Here is an 18,153-nt window from a genome sequence, read left to right as displayed (position 1 = left end):
GTTTTTTAAACAAGCAGCATCTTAGTATTTAACCAGTTGAATCGTTTTCGTATTTCCGGATGTATCGCGAACCTGCAACAAATAATTTCCGGCATTCCAATTCCGTGCATCCAATACAACTCCGTTTCCTTCCAAAATTCCACCGGCTGTTTGTCTACCCAACAAATCTATCACCTGGTAAGAACCGTTTATTTCCGTTTGAATCATAAAATCCGCATTTCCCGGGTTCGGGTAAATAGTTACTGAAAGCATGGTTTCTTCATTGAGTCCAAGGGAACAATTGTTCAACGCATTAAAAGTAGGAGCAGTAAACGTAAATGTTCCGCCATCCGGACAACGTGCATAGGAGATATCCGTTGTTTGCTGACCGAAATCAACCTGGTCATAAATGGTGAAACCGTCCGACAGGATAACGGATTCACCCGTTGCGCTCAATTTAAAATTGGTATGCAAACCACTTTGTTCCGAATCGTTGTCTGTCCAGAAAATCAGCACATCATTTGCGTTGATAGCAGTACCGACCGGAATTTGCCATTTGGTCAGATTGGTCACATCATCGGAAAGATACAGGCCGGAAAGATCCTTTGCAGCAGCAGTATGATTGTATAATTCTACCCAATCATCGTTTTCACCGTTGGAATCATACGCAGTAGAACCATTATCCGCCATCAGTTCATTGATTTGAATATCGCCGATCGCGGGTAAAACGATGGTTATGTTCAAGGTATGATATTCGTGTTCGGCACGGGCAGGGCTGAATAAACCCGCATTGGAATTCTCCGCATAAATATAGTATTCCATTACAATACCGTTCAATGTAACGTCCGCTCCATAGATGTGATCTCCTGCAGCTCCGTCGTTATGCATCCCGTCATCGAACATCTGTACCCGGTTGAAGCGTAAAGGATGCTCCAGGCGATAACCCAGAAATACACTTGTTTCATTGGAACAAGTTGCCGTAATGGTTACCGTTTCTCCATAGTTCGGTGCGTTATTGCTTGCTGCATAAGCAGTAATGGATGGTGCTGAAAGCAAATAGTCGGTATTCGACTGAAAAAATGAAACGCGTGCACTCATTAATTGCTGAATTCCAGGGATGGATGCTCCTCCGCCGGGGCCTCCGCCACCCGACACAGAAGTGGTCATTCCATTCTGGAACTGCGTATATGTATAGAATTTATAAGGATCTGCCTGAACCGATGCATCAATGGTCGTACGTATGGTATTCGCCGTTGTCAGGTAATCTCCCGAAGCAAAAATTTCCTGTACAATGGTTCTCAAATGCGCCATATACATCCGTTTGTACATCGGGTTTGCCATCACCTTCATGATCAAAGGGTGATTTGCAGAGGTACTGTTTGAAAACGGATCAAGTGTGGTTGCTGTATAGGATTGCCCTTGTGTCGGTCCACCGGGAAAACCGGCAAAACTCATGTTCAAATCCCAAACCGTAGGAACGAATCGTTGGTTCAGGTCTTTATACAGGTAATAATTCTGGCGGAATGCTCCGGAATAAGAATCGAGGTTTACCAGCACATTATTAAATGCCAGCATCCACAAAGCGCGGTCCATGTCTAATTTAGACTCAATCGCCGAAAAATTATTATTTAAGGTATTCGTCAGGTCAACCAGGTTGTTCCACCCGTAATCTGATTTCAGTTCATAACCGGTTGCATACAGGGAACTGTCCGCTCCGAGGTATTTCAAATCAGGGCTTACTCCGGCTCCCGGACCGGCACCACCTATCGGGTTACATTTGAAAAAGCTTCCGTCAGAGGTGTAATAATGATCGCCGTTGAACTTGGAATTGATGGACTCGGCATTGGAATATACTCCCCGCAATGTTCCGTTGATGTATACATTTGCGAAATTTGCTTTGGGGCAATCCATGTATTGTTCCAGGATGGCGTAGGACAACACTTCACGGATCATGGAAGGATCCTGATACCCATTTTGTAGTTTGATATCGGTGTATCCCTGGTAGTCGTAGCTTCCATGCACATAATCCAGTTCAATGTGAATCGGGTTTTTGTTGTTATTCTGATTGTAGGAACTATTTCCCTTGTATTTCACTCCAACGCTATCGAAGACGATCCCATTAATCCGGACAGAATCTGCCAGCAGGTAATCCTCCGTGGTTGTTGCAAGCGCGTCCAGTTGTGCGTCCCAATCCGAAAAGCCGAAAAAGAGTTCTATTTTCTGTACCGTTGAGCGGTCATAAAATCCCTGAGCATGGGAAAATGTGGCGAAAGTACATGCAAGCATGCACAATAAGATAGTTTGTTTCATGTTGTAGTTTTCCCTATGATGCTATTTATTATCAAAGGTTTAAATCACGATTAAAATAAAATGAACAAACTTATTCTTTATCACGGAAAGTGTGAAAGGAACTGACAAAAGAAATGTTTCTTTTCAACCCGGAAAACTTGGTTCTTTTAACTGCACTTCCTTTAAAAACTGCCTGGAAGGTTAATTCATCCAGGGCTTTCCAGTCTTCTTTTGAAAAGGACAGAATTTCTTCTTTGGGCAGGAATTCCGGTTCTGTATGCGGCTTTGAAAAACGGTTCCACGGGCAAACATCCTGGCAAATGTCACAGCCATAAACCCAATTCTCCATATTTCCACGGAACAATTCAGGTAAATCCGCATCTTTCAACTCAATAGTTGCATAGGAAATACATTTGGAGCCATTTACGATATAAGGTGCTTCGATTGCATCTGTCGGACATGCATCGATACATTTGGTGCACGTTCCGCAGTAATCCCGGATCGGTCCGTCGGGCTCGATTTCCAAATCACAAATTATTTCCGCGAGGAAGAAAAATGAACCCGCTTTGGGTTGGATCAGGTTTCCGTTCTTTCCTACCCAACCCACTCCGCTTTTTTCGGCCCAGGCTTTTTCCAGGATCGGTGCACTGTCCACAAAAACGCGTCCTTCTATTTCACCTATTTCTTCCTGTAGTTCGGAAACCAGTTGTTTCAATTTCGCACGGACTACATCGTGGTAATCTTTGCCATAGGCGTATTTGGAAATTTGAAAGGTATCTTCCCGTTGTGTGGTTGCAGGAAAGTAATTGTAGGCAAGAGAAATAACGGTTTTCGCACCGGGAACCAGTAATCTCGGGTCCAATCGCATGTCGAAATGGTTTTCCATATACCCCATCTTTCCATGTTTTTCCGCTTTCAGCCAATTCACCAATCGCGGTTCCTCGGAAGCCAGGAAATCAGCCCTGGAGAAACCCACATGCAGGAAGCCTATTTCTTCCGCTTTTCTCCGAATCTCTTTTTTTAGTTGATCTTGCTGCATACCCCATGTTCCGGCAATTGCTGCCGCTTATAAAATTAGCAATACTCATCGAGTTATGAAAACCGGTGGACGGGCTACAAACCCTGCTCAACTATTTAAATCGTTGGTGCTAAATTGTTTCCGTATCTTTGTTGAACACTTTAACGGCTTAGGTGTAAGCAGTCAAAACAAAAAATAATGATGAAAAAACTCTTTTTACTAATGCTTCCTTTGTTCGGAGCATTCTCTTTACTAGCCCAAAAATCCGAATACACGTATGTGGACGGCCTTTTAACCATTGACGGTGTGGAAGTGGCTAAGATCACCAAAATCAAAGATTCCGAAAACATGGGACTTACCAGTACATTTGAAGTGAATTCGATGGATGGAGAAAAACTGATCATTGCAGCTTACGCAGGAGAATTTGAGCAGGATCCCAATAACAACATGGACCATTTTTACCGTTTGACGTTTTTAACTGCTAATCAAATCGGGATTTTTACGGTAGCTAAAATGGGAACTGAGAAGTCTTTCGCCAAGCTATTGGGAAAAAGTGGCATTTTCACGGGTGGAAAACTGGACGAACAAAAAGTACAGGAATTCATCGCCAAAAAAGGAAAAGCACCGAAGATCGCTATGGATTATACGCTGGTGAGCCGCAACAAAAGCTGGCCCCTGAACTTGAAAGAGGATAAAACCATCGAGCAGGATTCCAAAACGATCGGAAGCTTTAAAGACATCAGTGTGAAAAGTACCGGAAATGATACCTACGAATTCAAGTTGCCTTCCGGAGTGACTATTGCAAAAGCAACATTTACGGGAGGGAACAATGCGAAGAATTGCGAAATGCAAACGATGAAAGACAATTTGAAGCGCGTAGTTCCGATTGCTTCGGCAGAAAATGTAACGTTCAGCGCATCTGCAATTGATCGCAATCAGCTGGTACTGGAACGAATTGTAAAATGGCTGGTGGCTAATCAATATTTGTAGGCAAACATTCAAATCATTGAAAATGTGTAGGGGCGAATAATTATTCGCCCCTACAAAATTCGATTCGGAAAATACGATAACATGTTTTCATGATATCGTTATATAACGAAGAATTTAAAACAATCCTCCCTGCAGCCAGCCCATATCAAAGCCCAGGTGCTTAAATGCTTTTTCGGTTGCTTTTCTACCACGTGGTGTTCGCATTAAAAATCCTTCCTGGATCAAAAACGGTTCGTAAACTTCTTCCAGCGTTCCGGCATTTTCCCCGATCGCTGTGGCAATGGTCGTCAATCCTACAGGCCCACCTTTGAATTTATCAATCAGTGTTTTCAAAATGCGGTTATCCATTTCATCCAAACCGTATTTATCCACGTTCAATGCATCCAAAGCATGCTGTGTAATCGCCAAGGTGATTGTTCCGTCTCCTTTTACCTGTGCAAAGTCACGCACGCGACGTAAAATGGCATTGGCGATACGTGGTGTTCCGCGGCTTCTCCGGGATATTTCAAAAGCTGCCTGCTCCTGGATCGGAATGTCGAGCAATTCTGCCGAACGTTCAACGATAGAAGCGAGTGTTTCCACGTTGTAATACTCCAAACGCGAGTTGATCCCGAAACGTGCTCTTAAAGGCGCTGTAAGCAATCCTGAGCGAGTTGTAGCACCGATAAGTGTAAAAGGGTTCAAACTGATCTGTACAGTCCGTGCATTCGCTCCTGAATCAATGAGGATATCGATGCAGTAATCTTCCATTGCCGAATAAAGATATTCTTCTACGACCGGGCTCAACCGATGGATCTCATCAATAAAAAGAACATCGCCCTTACCGAGATTGGTCAAAAGCCCTGCCAGATCACCCGGTTTATCCAAAACAGGCCCGCTGGTGACTTTAAATCCCACATTCAATTCATTCGCAATAATATTGGCCAAAGTCGTTTTTCCAAGTCCCGGAGGACCGTGCAACAAGACGTGGTCCAATGGTTCGTCACGCTTTACAGCAGCTTTCACAAAGATCTCGAGATTCTCCACGACCTGAGGTTGCCCCGCAAAATCGTTCAATAATTTCGGGCGCAATACTTTGTCGTATTCCTTCTCAGGATTCGATGCTTCAGATCTGTAGTCGAATGATTCTTCCATGTACGGTTACAAAAATACGAAATCAGAATCATCTTTAAACCACATAGTTCACATAGAACACATAGTTATTATTTATTCCGTAAGTATTCGATATTTGTCACCTACAAGTGTTTTTTGACCTCCATGAAAAATACTCATACAATTGAAGTTAATAAGTATTCCCTTAGGGGAATCCAAAAGCCTCATATAAGTTAGTACCTGCGCTTCGAATATTGGTTCAAAAGCTTTGACCGCTTTTAACTCGACTACTACACAATCTGCAACATACAAATCACAACGCAATATAGTTTCTAATATTTGGCCATTATAGGATATTGGAACAGACATTTCGGTTCTGAAGGGAATATTTCTATTTGTCAGTTCAATTTTCATGCATTCATGATAGATGCTTTCTAATAACCCTGGGCCTAATTGAGTATGGACCTAATAGCAGCTCCAATAATTTCATAAGTCAGTTCGTCTAAATAAGATTTTGTCATATTACTGTGAATAATGGATTATATATTTAATATAATAAAAATCAACGACATCCTAACTATGTGTTCTATGTGAACTATGTGGTTAGCAAAAAAAGAAAGGCGACTCTTTCGAACCGCCTTTGAATATCTATCAATTTCTAATGATCTCCTTCTTCACCTTCAGCTAAAGGAACAATCTGAGGAATGAAATCCTCTTCTGCTCCTGGCTTCGAGTAATCGTAAGGCCAACGGTGAACCTCCGGAATTGCTCCCGGCCAGTTTCCGTGTACGTGAACAACAGGAGTTGTCCATTCCAATGTGTTCGATCTCCAAGGGTTTTGAACCGCTCTAGGACCTCTGTAAATACTGTAGAAGAAGTTGAACAAGAAAATCAACTGACCAAATGCCGCGATGATCGCAAACACCGTGATAATCACATTCAAGTCCATAATCATCTCTTGTGTCGGTTTGTCGAAATCACCGTAAACGGAGTAATCGTAGTAACGACGTGGTGCTCCTGCCAATCCAACGAAGTGCATCGGGAAGAATACTCCGTAAGCTCCAACGATAGTTACCCAGAAGTGAGCGTATCCCAAACGTGTGTTCAACATACGTCCGTACATTTTAGGGAACCAGTGGTAAACACCCGCAAACATTCCGAATACTGCCGACATACCCATTACAATGTGGAAGTGAGCCACAACGAAGTAAGTATCGTGAACTGCGATATCCAAAGCAGAGTCAGCAAGGATAATACCTGTAACACCACCTGTAATGAATGTAGAAACCAATCCTACTGAGAACAACATAGCAGGAGTGTAGATGTTGGATCCTCTCCAGATTGTTGTGATGTAGTTAAACACTTTTACAGCAGAAGGAATCGCAATCAACAAGGTTGTAAATACGAATACCGATCCGATGAACGGGTTCATACCTGTAATGAACATGTGGTGACCCCATACAATGAACGATAAGAAACCAATCGCAAGGATTGAACCGATCATGGCACGGTAACCGAAGATCGGTTTACGTGAGTTGGTAGAAATAATCTCCGACGTCAGACCCAATGCCGGTAATAATACGATGTATACTTCCGGGTGACCTAAGAACCAGAATAAGTGCTGGTACAATAATGGTGATCCACCGTGGTTTTCCAACATTTCAGATCCAACAATGATATCAGAAAGGTAGAAAGAAGTTCCTGCCAAACGGTCCATCATCAACAACAATGCAGCAGACAATAGAACCGGGAAGGATAATACCCCTAAGATCGCAGTAATGAAGAATGCCCAGATTGTCAATGGCAAACGAGTCATTTTCATTCCTTTTGTACGCAAGTTGAAAATAGTCACGATATAGTTCAATGAACCCAACAAAGACGAAGCGATAAAGATTGTCATGGAAACCAACCACATAGTCATACCCAAACCGGAACCTTCAATTGCTTGTGGCAATGCAGATAACGGAGGGTAGATTGTCCAACCGGAAGACGCAGGTCCTGTTTCGATAAACAAAGACGCCAACATGATCAAAGAAGAGATCAGGAACATCCAGTATGACAACATGTTCAGGAAACCTGAAGCCATATCACGCGCACCGATTTGCAACGGAATAAGTAAGTTTGAGAACGTACCAGACAAACCACCTGTCAACAGGAAGAATACCATGATCGTACCGTGGATCGTAACCAATCCCAGGTACATGCTTTCTTTCATTACTCCTCCCGGAGCCCAGGTTTCACCCAGGAAAAATGACAGGAAATCCGATTCCTCACCCGGCCAAGCCAATTGGATACGGAACAAGATAGATAGTAACATTGCCACTACCCCCATAAATACAGCAGTCATCAGGAACTGCTTTCCAATCATTTTATGGTCTTGACTAAAAATATATTTAGAAATAAAACCTTCTTCATGGTGGTGATGTCCATGAGCGTCGTGATGTGCGTGTGCTTCGTGAGCTGCCATGATTTTATTTTTTTACTTTATTGTTTACTTAATTAATTATTGCGTGATTACATTGCTGCTACGACAGCAGAATCTTTTGCTGCCACTGCAGTTGAATCAGCCGGTGCTGCTGCCTTTGGTTTACCTACTGCATAGATGTTTCTGAATGTCTTGCAAGCGTCAGCCGCTTTCGGATCAAACTTAGAAACTCTCTTATACCACTTGTTGTAAGCCGGTCTATCCAATACAACAACTATCAACTTCATTTTGTAGTGGGAAGATCCACAGATCTTGTTACACATCAATACGTAGTTGAACATCGGGTTGTGCATTTTCTCACGCATCTCCTTAGTTGTAATGGAAGGAGTAAACTTAAAGCGTGTAGTTTGTCCCGGTACCGTGTTCATCTGAGCACGGAAATGAGGGAAGTAAGCAGAGTGAATAACGTCTTTCGAACGGAAGTTGAATTCGTAATCCTGTCCTTTACACAAGAATAAGGTATCATTCGCATTGAATACGATATCATCCATTGCACGTGCATCCAATGCGCTGTTGTGACGCGCTTTCAATTGGTACAACATACGGATCATGCGCTCTTTTCTAGCCAAATCCTTCACCATTAAATCATGGTCTTCAGGAACAAAAATCAATTTCGGGTTGTTCAATTTAGCTTCCAACGCACGAATACCAGTTGAACTGTTTTCCATACTGTCGATCGCATCCTGGATTGTTTTTGTCGTCAACAAAGCCATCGGGTTATTGTCGTTTGTCAATTTGTAGTCGAAATACCCCAATGTGTTATCGTCACCTGACATACGAACCGTCCAGTCAAACTGCTTGGAGAATAACTCAATTCGGATAGCCTCTTTGGAAGCGTGATCTGTTTGCTCATTCCAGGATCTCAATCCAAGGATGATGATCACGGCCAAAACGATAGCCGGAACTACTGTCCAAACCAACTCCAAACGGTTGTCATGCGGGAACCAATATGCTCTTACTCCCGGTTTGCGAACATATTTGAAAGCGAATCCGAACAATAAAGCATTCGTTAAGAAGAATACTGCAATAATGATCCACAAGTTCAAATCCATCAACCAGTCAGTTCCTTTTCCGTGAACCGAAGCAGCTTCCCCGCGACCGGTAAACCCGTACTCAGCAAACAAGTACAATACCGATGCGAAAAATGCCAGCATAAACACCAATAATAAGGTTGCGTTTAAACGGTTATCGCGATTCGGTATGTCTTCCTCACGACGATTTCTTAGTTTAGAAGAAAGCTCATACATACGCACCAGCTGTGCGACGGCAATAACTCCTAAAATGATAACTATTAATACGATTAGCTTTGTCATGTTTTTTATTTTATCGTAACAACAAGTGCCTTATTAAATTTCGTGGTGAATACTTTCGTCCAGGAACGGGTGATTTACCGGCATCAATGGAGCTTTTGTCAGGTTCGTTAAGATCACTCTGATAAAGAATCCTAAGAACAATAGCGCCATTCCGATTTCCATCGCTCCGATGTAAGCATGTTTACCCATCGAACCTCCCATTACCATCAAGTATGCATCTACCCAGTGACCTGCGAAAATGATTACTCCTACTGCAGTCAATACACCAGCGTGTCTTTTTGCATCACGGGACATCAACAGCAACATCGGGAATGCGAAGTTGATGAAGAACATACCGAAGTACAACATTTTGAAATCTTCAATACGTGTCAAATGGTATGTCACCTCTTCAGGGATGTTTGCGTACCAGATCAACATGAACTGAGAGAACCACAAGTATGACCATAGGAAAGATGTTGCAAATGTCCATTTTCCTAAATCGTGGATGTGGTTTTCATTTACTTTACTCAGGTATCCTTGTTTTTTCAAATACAATGTCAATGTTACCAAAACAACCATTGTAGAACACCACATTCCTGCGAATACGTACCATCCGAACAAGGTAGAGAACCAGTGCGCATCAATAGACATGATCCAGTCCCATGCGGAAGTTGAAGAGAACACTGCGAAGAATACTAAGAACAACGCTCCTTTTTTATAGTTCGTGAAGTGAATTGCTGATCCGCCAACACGATCCTCTTCCAATGAACGCATTTTGAAACCTCTCCAGAAGATGAAGTAAACTCCCATGTAAGCCAATGTTCTGATCCAGAAGAATACCTGGTTCAAATAAGCCGATTTCTTTACTAAGATCGGGTCGTGCTGTACATGCTCGCTATCCATCCAAACGTAGATACCTCCACCTTTCATCAAAGAAAGTGTCAATAGAGTGATCAACATCAATCCGATACCGTAAGGCAGGTAACCCGCTACTCCTTCAATGATACGCTTAACAGAAGCATACCAACCTGTTTCAGTTGCGTACTGTAAAGCCAGGAAGTACAATGCTCCTAAACCGATCGCGAAGAAGAAGAAGCTATCTACCAGCAAGTTTCCTAAGAAACGTGTTTTAAAATGCTCACCTCCATGGCAACTAAATTCTACCCAAATACCCAAACAAAGGCCGATAACTCCTAACAACATCAGGACTACCGTAAGGGATTTTGCTTTTGATGAAATCTTGAATTCCATTTCTATTTGTTTTCTGTCTTAGTAAATATTACTTCTTTGCCGTTGTATCAGCTACCGCCGCATTCGCTCCCCATGCCGGAGCACCGTTTGCGTCAAACGTTCCGTACTTCGCATCCTGGAACTTTCTTACGTAGTGTACCAAAGTCCAGATCTCTTTTTTATTCAACAAAGATGCGTGGGATCCCATCATTCCTTTACCGTAGTAAATAGAATAGAACATTTGTCCTTCCTGGATCGCTAAACCACTCAATACAGCCGCACCGGTATAAGCTCCGGATTTAACCATCGGTCCTTCTCCGTCACCTTTCTCACCATGACAGTGATTACAGTTTACCTGGTACAATGCTTTTCCGTCAGCGAACACTTTATCAGCAACTTCTTTGGAAGTCAACTTGATCGGGTTCACGTCAGCAGCAGCCATTTTGTATTCATAATCCGCATCTTCGTTTGAAGACAAATCATACTGGTACAAACCATGTGTTTCTGCAAACAATCTACCTGGCATACGGTGGTATGGAAGTAAGGTATGAACAGTTGCCGAATCAGTACCCCAATAAGGAATTGCATAACGCGGCGGAACCATTGCGGAACGGCGCATTTTCATTTCATCATTGATCTGTCCGCGAACTTCACCATAATCAACATACGGCTCAACCGCAGGAGAACGATACATATCAGGCATGTATTCTAAACCTGCACTATCAGGATCAGAAGAACACGCTGCTGCCAGCAACGCTACCACTGAAAACTGTGCAAATGCCTTGAATTTTACTTTCATCTGTATTGGTCTTTAAACTCTGTAAGACTTAAGATCTACAGTTAATTAATGAATATCTTTTTGATCTATTTCTATCACTCCCGTCTCATTCAACATCGCCATCAATTCTCCTTCGGAAAACTGACCGTTGTCTGATAAACGCAATTCCATTACGAATTTATCATCTGTTGTACGAGGATCAGGGTTTGTTGCCGGCATTCCAGGCAAAGTCTTATTCAATAATAAATAAGTGATCGCCATTCCGTGAGCAGCACATAATACGGTGAACTCAAACGTAATCGGAATGAAAGCCAAAACGTTATCCAAATATGTATCGTTCGGCTTACCACCGATGTTCATCGGCCAGTCGTGGATCATGAAATAGTTCATTCCAAGTGTTGCCAAAGTAGTACCTGTCAAACCATACAAGAATGCCATGATACCCAAACGTGTGTGTTTTACACCGATGATCGGATCAATACCGTGAATCGGGAACGGAGAAAACACGTCAGCTACTTTAACTCCTTTAGCGACTAACTTCTTTGCGCCGTCTTTTAGCACATCGTCGTCGTCATACATTGCATAAATTACTTTCTCTGCCATGTTTCTCTATTAATGATTGTTAATATCGTTTGTGCCTTCCGCGTTAGGGTCAGCGTGTCCTGTACCTGAATCCGGTCCGTGATCGTGTCCGTGACTACCATGACCGTTTTTAGCAAAATAAGGGTGAACAGGAGCAGTGTCGTTTTTATAAGATTCTCCGGATGACTTCAGGATTGTTTTCAATTCGTTCAACGCCAATACCGGGAAGAAACGGGCAAACAACAAGAAGAACACGAAGAACAATCCGATCGTTCCTACATATACACCTAAGTCGATGTGACTTGGGTAGTGCATAGACCAGGAAGACGGTAAGTAATCGCGGTGAATAGATGTTACGATAATTACGTAACGCTCGAACCACATACCGATGTTTACTACAATGGAAATGATGAATGTAAACAACAAGCTTCTTCTTAATTTCTTGAACCACATCAACTGCGGTGAAACCACGTTACAAGTCATCATGGACCAGTAAGCCCACCAGTATGGTCCGGTTGCTCTGTTGAAGAAAGCGTATGCTTCGTATTCAACACCTGAGTACCAGGAAATAAATAACTCGGTGATATATGCAGTACCTACGATAGATCCTGTTACCATGATTACGATGTTCATGTACTCCACGTGCTTGGTGTGGATGTAAGCCTCCAGTTTCATGGCCTTACGCATCACCAATAAAAGTGTTTGTACCATCGCGAACCCGGAGAATACCGCTCCCGCTACGAAGTACGGAGGGAAGATCGTTGTATGCCATCCCGGGATTACCGACGTGGCAAAGTCAAAGGATACAATGGAGTGAACCGAGAATACCAACGGTGTAGCAACACCTGCCAATACCAATGAAACCAATTCGAAACGGTTCCAGTGCTTCGCGCGTCCGGACCATCCGAAAGAAAGGATGGAATACATTTTCTTTGGAATCGGCTTCTTCACACGGTCACGGATCGTTGCGAAATCAGGAATCAAACCGATGTACCAGAATACCAGTGATACGGAAAGATACGTGGAGATCGCGAATACGTCCCATAGTAGCGGTGAGTTGAAGTTAACCCATAATGAACCGAAGTGGTTTGGCAATGGAAGTGTCCAGTAACCTACCCATAAACGACCCATGTGAATCAACGGGAACAAACCTGCCATGAATACAGCGAAGATTGTCATCGCCTCAGCAGAACGGTTAATCGCCATTCTCCATTTTTGACGGAACAATAACAATACTGCTGAGATCAGGGTTCCGGCGTGACCGATACCTACCCACCATACGAAGTTGGTGATATCCCAAGCCCAACCAACGGTTTTGTTAAGACCCCAAACTCCAATACCTGTTCCTAACAAGTAAAAGATACATCCTACTCCGTATAATCCGATAACTAAAGCGATACCGAATAAAATGTACCACATGCGCGGTGCTTTATCCTCAATCGGTTTACATACGTCCTCGGTAATCTCGTGATACGTCTTGTGACCTAATATGAGGGGTTCACGAATTGCAGCTTCCTTATGCATTAGACTTTAATTTTTAGCAATTAATGATTTACTTTATTTCCATGTCCCGGTTGCTCATGCTTTGCAGCATGCTCACCATGTCCGGCATGAGCAGCGTGCTCAGCTTTCTTGGCATCTGCAACAACTTTATCCAATTCAGCATTGTCGTTGTTACGAACTTTCACCTGGTACCAAACATTTGGCTTCACTCCTACTTCTTCCAAAGCCTGGTATGAACGCTTATCTGCAGATACTTTACGGATCTTAGAGTTTACATCGTTCCAGTCACCGAATACGATAGCTCCGGCAGGACAAGCATCTGAACAAGCAGATTCGAAGTCACTATCCTGAACCGTACGGTTTTGAACTTTAGCCTCTAATTTCACAGACTGGATTTTCTGAACACAGAATGAACATTTCTCCATCACACCGCGAGTACGAACAGTAACGTCAGGGTTCAATACCATACGTCCTAAATCGTCCTGAGCAGGGTTGATTTCTGTAAATTTCTTATAAGATGGGTAGTTAAACCAGTTGAAACGACGAACCTTGTAAGGACAGTTGTTAGCACAGTAACGTGTACCGATACAACGGTTATAAGTCATTTGGTTTAATCCTTCGTTTGAGTGCGTTGTTGCAGCAACCGGACAAACCGTTTCACACGGAGCGTGGTTACACTGCTGACACATCATCGGCATGTGAACTACAGCCGGGTTTGCAGTAGGGATTTCTGATTCTACGTAATCCAAATGTCCTAAAACAGGATCTTTACGTGTACCTACAGCAGCTTCTTCGCTGGAAGCAAAGTAACGGTCGATTCGCAACCAGTGCATCTCACGACCTCTGCGTACTTCGTCTTTACCAACTACCGGGATGTTATTCTCAGCCTGACAAGCAATGATACAAACACCACAACCGAAACACTGGTTCAAGTCGATGGTCATTCCCCAACGGTGACCAATATTTTCTACCGGGTGTGCATCCCACAAATCGAATTCTGAGATCGGAACTTCACCTTCATGTGTATGTAACACGTGCTTGTGGTTGTAAGCTCCCGGCTCTTCGTTTTGGTAAATGTCCAAAGTTGTTTCTCTAACGATAGAGTTACGGGACATTACCGTATGGTGAATTTGTGTTGCTGCGATTGGATATAGATCTGATCCTGCTTTTGTCAAAGATCCGATCACATCACTTTGGTATGTTCCGTTTTCCCATGTAAGGAAGCGGTATGCGTTTTTACCAACGGATACGCGGTTACCTTTTGCATCTGTTTCGAAACCTCCGTATTGTTTTGTTACGAATGCCGCGTTACCGATGTTCTCGTTTCCTTCTCCGCGTCCGTATCCAAGAGCGATACCGATAGTACCTGCTGCTTGTCCCGGTGACGGGTAAACCGGAAGTGTGATGGATTCTCCGCCAACTTTTACAGTTGCCGTGTTCAATCCATTCTCCTGGTCGAAAGTTGTTGCGTAACCTTCTTTTCTCATGGTCTCAGGCGACATGGTAATGTAGTTATCCCAAGTCACTTTAGAAATCGGATCCGGCATCTCCTGCAACCATGGGTTACCCGCCATATCTCCGTTTCCAATACCTGCTTTTTGGTACAATACTACTTCAAGAGCTCCGGATTTCGGTAATTTACCTGCTACTTTACCCATTGCAGCGTCGTTGAACACTACAGGAGCACCCGGCATTACGAAATCATCGTTACAGCTATTGTGAATAGCCATCTCCCAGTACGTATTGAAATCCGTGTATTTTGTCTGCATCGGGAAACCATACATTTCCCAATTCTTTTGAATGTACTCATAAGCTACACGTGAATCTTTTCCTCCACGGTGTTTCTTTCCGGCCCAAACCAATAGCGACTCCATTGCGGAAGCTGTATCGAATAACGGACGGATAGTTGGCTGAGCAATTGCATAATGACCCGCTTTCGGATTGTAATCCATCCAGGATTCCAATGCATGGTGGTCAGGAGCAATGTATGTACATTTTGTAGCTGTCTCGTCTCCGTAACCGGACAATGAAACGCTGATCTTAACTTTTTCAAGTGCCTCTGCAAACGCTTTACCGTTCGGTAAGTTGTAAACAGGGTTTGTTCCCAGGAAGAATACTGCATCCGGTCCTTTTCCGGCGATCACATCAGAAACCAGTTTCTGCATTTTCGCATCTTCGGACTGGAATAGTTGCAATTGCTTGTCGAAACGGATTGTTTTTCCGTAAGCTCCCAATACGCTGTTCAATTTGTTTGTCAGGATCTGAAGGGCTTTGTTATTGGAACCGCAAACAACTACTGACATTCCTTTGGAAGCTTTCAATGCTTTTACAGCAGCGTCTGCAACAGACTGCGCTTCTTTCGGCAAAGCAGAAGAAACTCCAGCATTCACTCCGAATTTACCAAGGATATAAGCCAATACATTTGCCTGCTCACTAGGCTTGATCATTCCGCGGTAATCTGCGTTTGAACCTGTGATAGACATTGTTGATTCGAACTGGAAGTGTTTGTTCATCCACTCTCCGTCCGGGTTACGGCGTTTTCCGTAATCAGCAGAGAATGCATTTCCAAGCAACCACGTACTTAAGAAATCCGCACCGATACTTACGATCGTTTTAGCTTGTGTGAAATCGTAATCAGGAATTGCACGCATTCCGAATGATTCCATGTTTGCCTCACGCATTCCTGCGTAGGAGATCGCATCGTACTGGATGAAGTTGAAATTCGGGTGAACCGTTGCCATTCCGTTTGCATCTTTCACTTCTCCGAAGATACTTGTAGACAAGTCCACGATAGCACCTTGCATAGATGGAGAAATTACCGAGTTTGCAACGAAAGCAACTTTACCGTTTGATTTCTTGATATTAGCCAATTCTGCCTGAACAGCACCGTCTAATTTATCCCATGAAATATCTTTCCCTCCTTTAGCCTGAGCCGTTTTCAAACGAGCGTTATCGTAAAGAGAAAGAACGGATGATACGATCTGAGGAGTTAAAGCTCCCTGCGTAAATCCGAAATCACGGTTTCCTTTAATATAAATAGGTCGACCTTCACGTGTTTTAACAACAATACTTGCATATGCGTTTCCATCGTAATAAGTGGACGCATACCAGGTAGCAACACCAGGTGTTACGTTTTCCGGTTTAACAACGTAAGGAATAGCTTTTGTAACCGGAGCCTCACATGCCGCAACTGTAGCAGCTGCAACACTGAATCCTAAGAATTTCAAGAAGTCACGACGTGCCGTTGATGTCTCAGCAAGTTGATCATCACCTAAGAATTCGTCAACAGAAACAGACGGAGAAAACTCCTGGTCTCTTGACTCAATGAATGCAGGTGTTTCATGCAATTCATCAAGACCTTTCCAATATTTTTTTGACATAGCCATAATCTTTGTTCTACTGTTCGAGATTGATTAATAGTGACATTTAGCACACTCCCAACCACCTAATTCTTTAACCGTTATTTTCTTGTCCTCAAGGAACTTGTTGTATAATTTTCTGTCTTTTAACAAACGGTTATGTATTTCATTGTAATAATTGCTTCCTTTAGAATCCAATGACCCCGCAGAGATTTCTTTCTCAGCGTGACATTCGATACACCATCCCATTGTCAATGTTGCTTTCGTCAACGGAATGTTACCTTCTACCTTGTTCAATTCGGAAACCGGCTGTACTTTAGCAGTTTCGTTCATTTTTGTCATATCACCGTGACACTGCTTACAATCAACTTGCCCGGCAACTACGTGTTGTTGGTGATTGAAGTAAACGTGATCAGGTAAAACGTGAACCTTGTTCCAGATAATTTCTTTTGTTTTTCCGGAGTATTTCTGAGTTGCAGGATCGTAACCGGCTGCCGCGTAAATCTTAGCGATTTTCTCTTGTTGCTCAGGAGTATTTCCGTTGATCTGCTTGTGACAGTTCATACAAACGTTCACAGTTGGGATACCTGCCGTTTTTCCGTCAATTGCAGAGTTGTGACAGTATTTACAATCGATTTGGTTTTTTCCTGCGTGAATGTCATGCGGGAATTCGATCGGCTGAGACGGCTGGTAATCTTCCAACACCCCGATTGAATACAGGGAAAGGAATAAAGAAACGATTAATGAAAGTGTAATCACCAATCCACCGATTCCAACGTAACGCTTGTATTTCCAGGCCCACGCTTTGAATTCCTGTCCGAATGAAAGATCATCATTCACAGTTTGTCCGTCGTGCTCTTTCGTTGCGTTTCTCAACTGACGGCGTACACCACCAACAGCCATAATAATTACAACGAACACAACACCCATCAGGATCCAAACCCAGGAAAGGCCTTCTTCTTCTACTTCACCTGTTGTTGTAGCAGCAGCACCTGCAGCATCACCACCTTCAGCCGCAGCAGCAGGATCAGGCTGAGAATCAACCCAATCAAAAATTGCATCGATTTCTTTTGTCTTTCCAGCCAAATCCGGGAATGTGTTCATCGCCGTTGGCTTGGTATCCTTCACTTTAGCAGCGTAAGGATCTGAAGCAGCAGCAACACTCCAGTTAGCTACCCACTGGTAAATAGATCCTTCCTTTGCTCCGCCGTCAGCCCATTTCTGACGAACTCCGAACAGTTTCGGACCTGTACCATCTTTGTGCGGGGAGTGACATGTAGCACACTTCGCTTTAAATAACGCTCCGCCATCAACCTGAGCGAAACTATCAAATGCACCAACAACAAAAACTGTTGAAAGCGCACCGATACACCATTGTTTTATACTTCTAAACATCTGATTATTAGATATTTTTGTTTCTACAATATGTTGTCAACACTATGTTAACACAGCAATTAACGATGGCAAATTTAGAAGAATAAGGGGTTTCTGTGACAGTTTTATGACAATTTCTGCACCCGATTTTTTAATTTAAAATGATTCTAAATAACTCCCTT

Annotated in this window: 13 protein-coding genes; 1 reads left to right on the top strand and 12 read right to left on the bottom strand. The window is 43.1% G+C overall.

Annotated elements, in window-relative coordinates:
* Positions 1 to 21: 21 nt before the first annotated feature.
* Positions 22 to 2,289, bottom strand: coding sequence for a CotH kinase family protein (locus ABDW02_RS15070; protein ID WP_343635877.1), 2,268 nt, complete (start codon positions 2,287 to 2,289; stop codon positions 22 to 24).
* A 70-nt stretch (positions 2,290 to 2,359) separates the two neighbouring features.
* Complete coding sequence (queG, locus tag ABDW02_RS15065) at positions 2,360 to 3,307, bottom strand: tRNA epoxyqueuosine(34) reductase QueG (protein ID WP_343635875.1); 948 nt, start codon at positions 3,305 to 3,307, stop codon at positions 2,360 to 2,362.
* Between the two features lie 180 nt (positions 3,308 to 3,487).
* Here queG and ABDW02_RS15060 point away from each other — a divergent pair, with 180 nt between their 5' ends.
* Positions 3,488 to 4,276 (top strand): hypothetical protein, encoded by a 789-nt coding sequence (locus tag ABDW02_RS15060; RefSeq protein ID WP_343635873.1) that lies wholly within the window; start codon positions 3,488 to 3,490, stop codon positions 4,274 to 4,276.
* A gap of 114 nt (positions 4,277 to 4,390) precedes the next feature.
* Here the strand turns inward: ABDW02_RS15060 and ruvB are convergent, their stop codons facing one another.
* The 10 genes from ruvB to ABDW02_RS15010 all read right to left on the bottom strand — a co-directional run bounded on the left by ruvB (position 4,391) and on the right by ABDW02_RS15010 (position 17,992).
* Positions 4,391 to 5,410, bottom strand: a complete 1,020-nt coding sequence (ruvB, locus tag ABDW02_RS15055; protein WP_343635871.1) for a Holliday junction branch migration DNA helicase RuvB — start codon at positions 5,408 to 5,410, stop codon at positions 4,391 to 4,393.
* A gap of 72 nt (positions 5,411 to 5,482) precedes the next feature.
* A complete protein-coding gene (locus ABDW02_RS15050; RefSeq protein WP_343635869.1) occupies positions 5,483 to 5,782 on the bottom strand; it encodes a GxxExxY protein in 300 nt (99 codons plus the stop codon).
* A 244-nt stretch (positions 5,783 to 6,026) separates the two neighbouring features.
* The gene (locus ABDW02_RS15045) at positions 6,027 to 7,835 is read right to left on the bottom strand and encodes a cbb3-type cytochrome c oxidase subunit I (RefSeq protein WP_343635867.1); all 1,809 of its coding nucleotides are present in this window, start codon (positions 7,833 to 7,835) and stop codon (positions 6,027 to 6,029) included.
* Between the two features lie 47 nt (positions 7,836 to 7,882).
* The gene (locus ABDW02_RS15040) at positions 7,883 to 9,166 is read right to left on the bottom strand and encodes a cytochrome c oxidase subunit II (RefSeq protein WP_343635865.1); all 1,284 of its coding nucleotides are present in this window, start codon (positions 9,164 to 9,166) and stop codon (positions 7,883 to 7,885) included.
* Between the two features lie 33 nt (positions 9,167 to 9,199).
* Positions 9,200 to 10,396 carry a quinol:cytochrome C oxidoreductase gene (locus tag ABDW02_RS15035; RefSeq protein WP_343635863.1) on the bottom strand — a complete coding sequence of 399 codons (1,197 nt, stop codon included), beginning with the start codon at positions 10,394 to 10,396 and terminating at the stop codon, positions 9,200 to 9,202.
* Positions 10,397 to 10,424: 28 nt separating this feature from the next.
* Positions 10,425 to 11,174, bottom strand: a complete 750-nt coding sequence (locus tag ABDW02_RS15030; protein WP_343635861.1) for a cytochrome c — start codon at positions 11,172 to 11,174, stop codon at positions 10,425 to 10,427.
* A gap of 45 nt (positions 11,175 to 11,219) precedes the next feature.
* Positions 11,220 to 11,756: a DUF3341 domain-containing protein gene (locus ABDW02_RS15025; RefSeq protein WP_343635859.1), complete on the bottom strand. Its 537-nt coding sequence runs from the start codon at positions 11,754 to 11,756 to the stop codon at positions 11,220 to 11,222.
* 9 nt (positions 11,757 to 11,765) lie between these two features.
* A complete protein-coding gene (gene nrfD, locus ABDW02_RS15020; RefSeq protein ID WP_343635857.1) occupies positions 11,766 to 13,259 on the bottom strand; it encodes an NrfD/PsrC family molybdoenzyme membrane anchor subunit in 1,494 nt (497 codons plus the stop codon).
* A 20-nt stretch (positions 13,260 to 13,279) separates the two neighbouring features.
* On the bottom strand, positions 13,280 to 16,618 hold the full coding sequence (locus ABDW02_RS15015; RefSeq protein ID WP_343635855.1) for a TAT-variant-translocated molybdopterin oxidoreductase: 3,339 nt from the start codon (positions 16,616 to 16,618) through the stop codon (positions 13,280 to 13,282).
* A gap of 33 nt (positions 16,619 to 16,651) precedes the next feature.
* Positions 16,652 to 17,992 (bottom strand): cytochrome c3 family protein, encoded by a 1,341-nt coding sequence (locus tag ABDW02_RS15010; RefSeq protein ID WP_343635853.1) that lies wholly within the window; start codon positions 17,990 to 17,992, stop codon positions 16,652 to 16,654.
* Positions 17,993 to 18,153 lie beyond the last annotated feature (161 nt).

It is taken from the genome of Fluviicola sp. (assembly GCF_039596395.1).
GTDB lineage: Bacteria > Bacteroidota > Bacteroidia > Flavobacteriales_D > Crocinitomicaceae > Fluviicola.
This window is presented reverse-complemented; position numbering and strand designations above follow the sequence as displayed.

Coding starts and splice junctions, on each gene's coding strand:
- queG (WP_343635875.1), bottom strand. CDS start 3,307: ATGCAGCAAGATCAACTAAAAAAAGAGATTCGGAGAAAAGCGGAAGAA.
- ABDW02_RS15010 (WP_343635853.1), bottom strand. CDS start 17,992: ATGTTTAGAAGTATAAAACAATGGTGTATCGGTGCGCTTTCAACAGTT.
- nrfD (WP_343635857.1), bottom strand. CDS start 13,259: ATGCATAAGGAAGCTGCAATTCGTGAACCCCTCATATTAGGTCACAAG.
- ABDW02_RS15015 (WP_343635855.1), bottom strand. CDS start 16,618: ATGTCAAAAAAATATTGGAAAGGTCTTGATGAATTGCATGAAACACCT.
- ABDW02_RS15030 (WP_343635861.1), bottom strand. CDS start 11,174: ATGAAAGTAAAATTCAAGGCATTTGCACAGTTTTCAGTGGTAGCGTTG.
- ABDW02_RS15045 (WP_343635867.1), bottom strand. CDS start 7,835: ATGGCAGCTCACGAAGCACACGCACATCACGACGCTCATGGACATCAC.
- ABDW02_RS15040 (WP_343635865.1), bottom strand. CDS start 9,166: ATGACAAAGCTAATCGTATTAATAGTTATCATTTTAGGAGTTATTGCC.
- ABDW02_RS15060 (WP_343635873.1), top strand. CDS start 3,488: ATGAAAAAACTCTTTTTACTAATGCTTCCTTTGTTCGGAGCATTCTCT.
- ABDW02_RS15035 (WP_343635863.1), bottom strand. CDS start 10,396: ATGGAATTCAAGATTTCATCAAAAGCAAAATCCCTTACGGTAGTCCTG.
- ruvB (WP_343635871.1), bottom strand. CDS start 5,410: ATGGAAGAATCATTCGACTACAGATCTGAAGCATCGAATCCTGAGAAG.
- ABDW02_RS15050 (WP_343635869.1), bottom strand. CDS start 5,782: ATGAAAATTGAACTGACAAATAGAAATATTCCCTTCAGAACCGAAATG.
- ABDW02_RS15070 (WP_343635877.1), bottom strand. CDS start 2,289: ATGAAACAAACTATCTTATTGTGCATGCTTGCATGTACTTTCGCCACA.
- ABDW02_RS15025 (WP_343635859.1), bottom strand. CDS start 11,756: ATGGCAGAGAAAGTAATTTATGCAATGTATGACGACGACGATGTGCTA.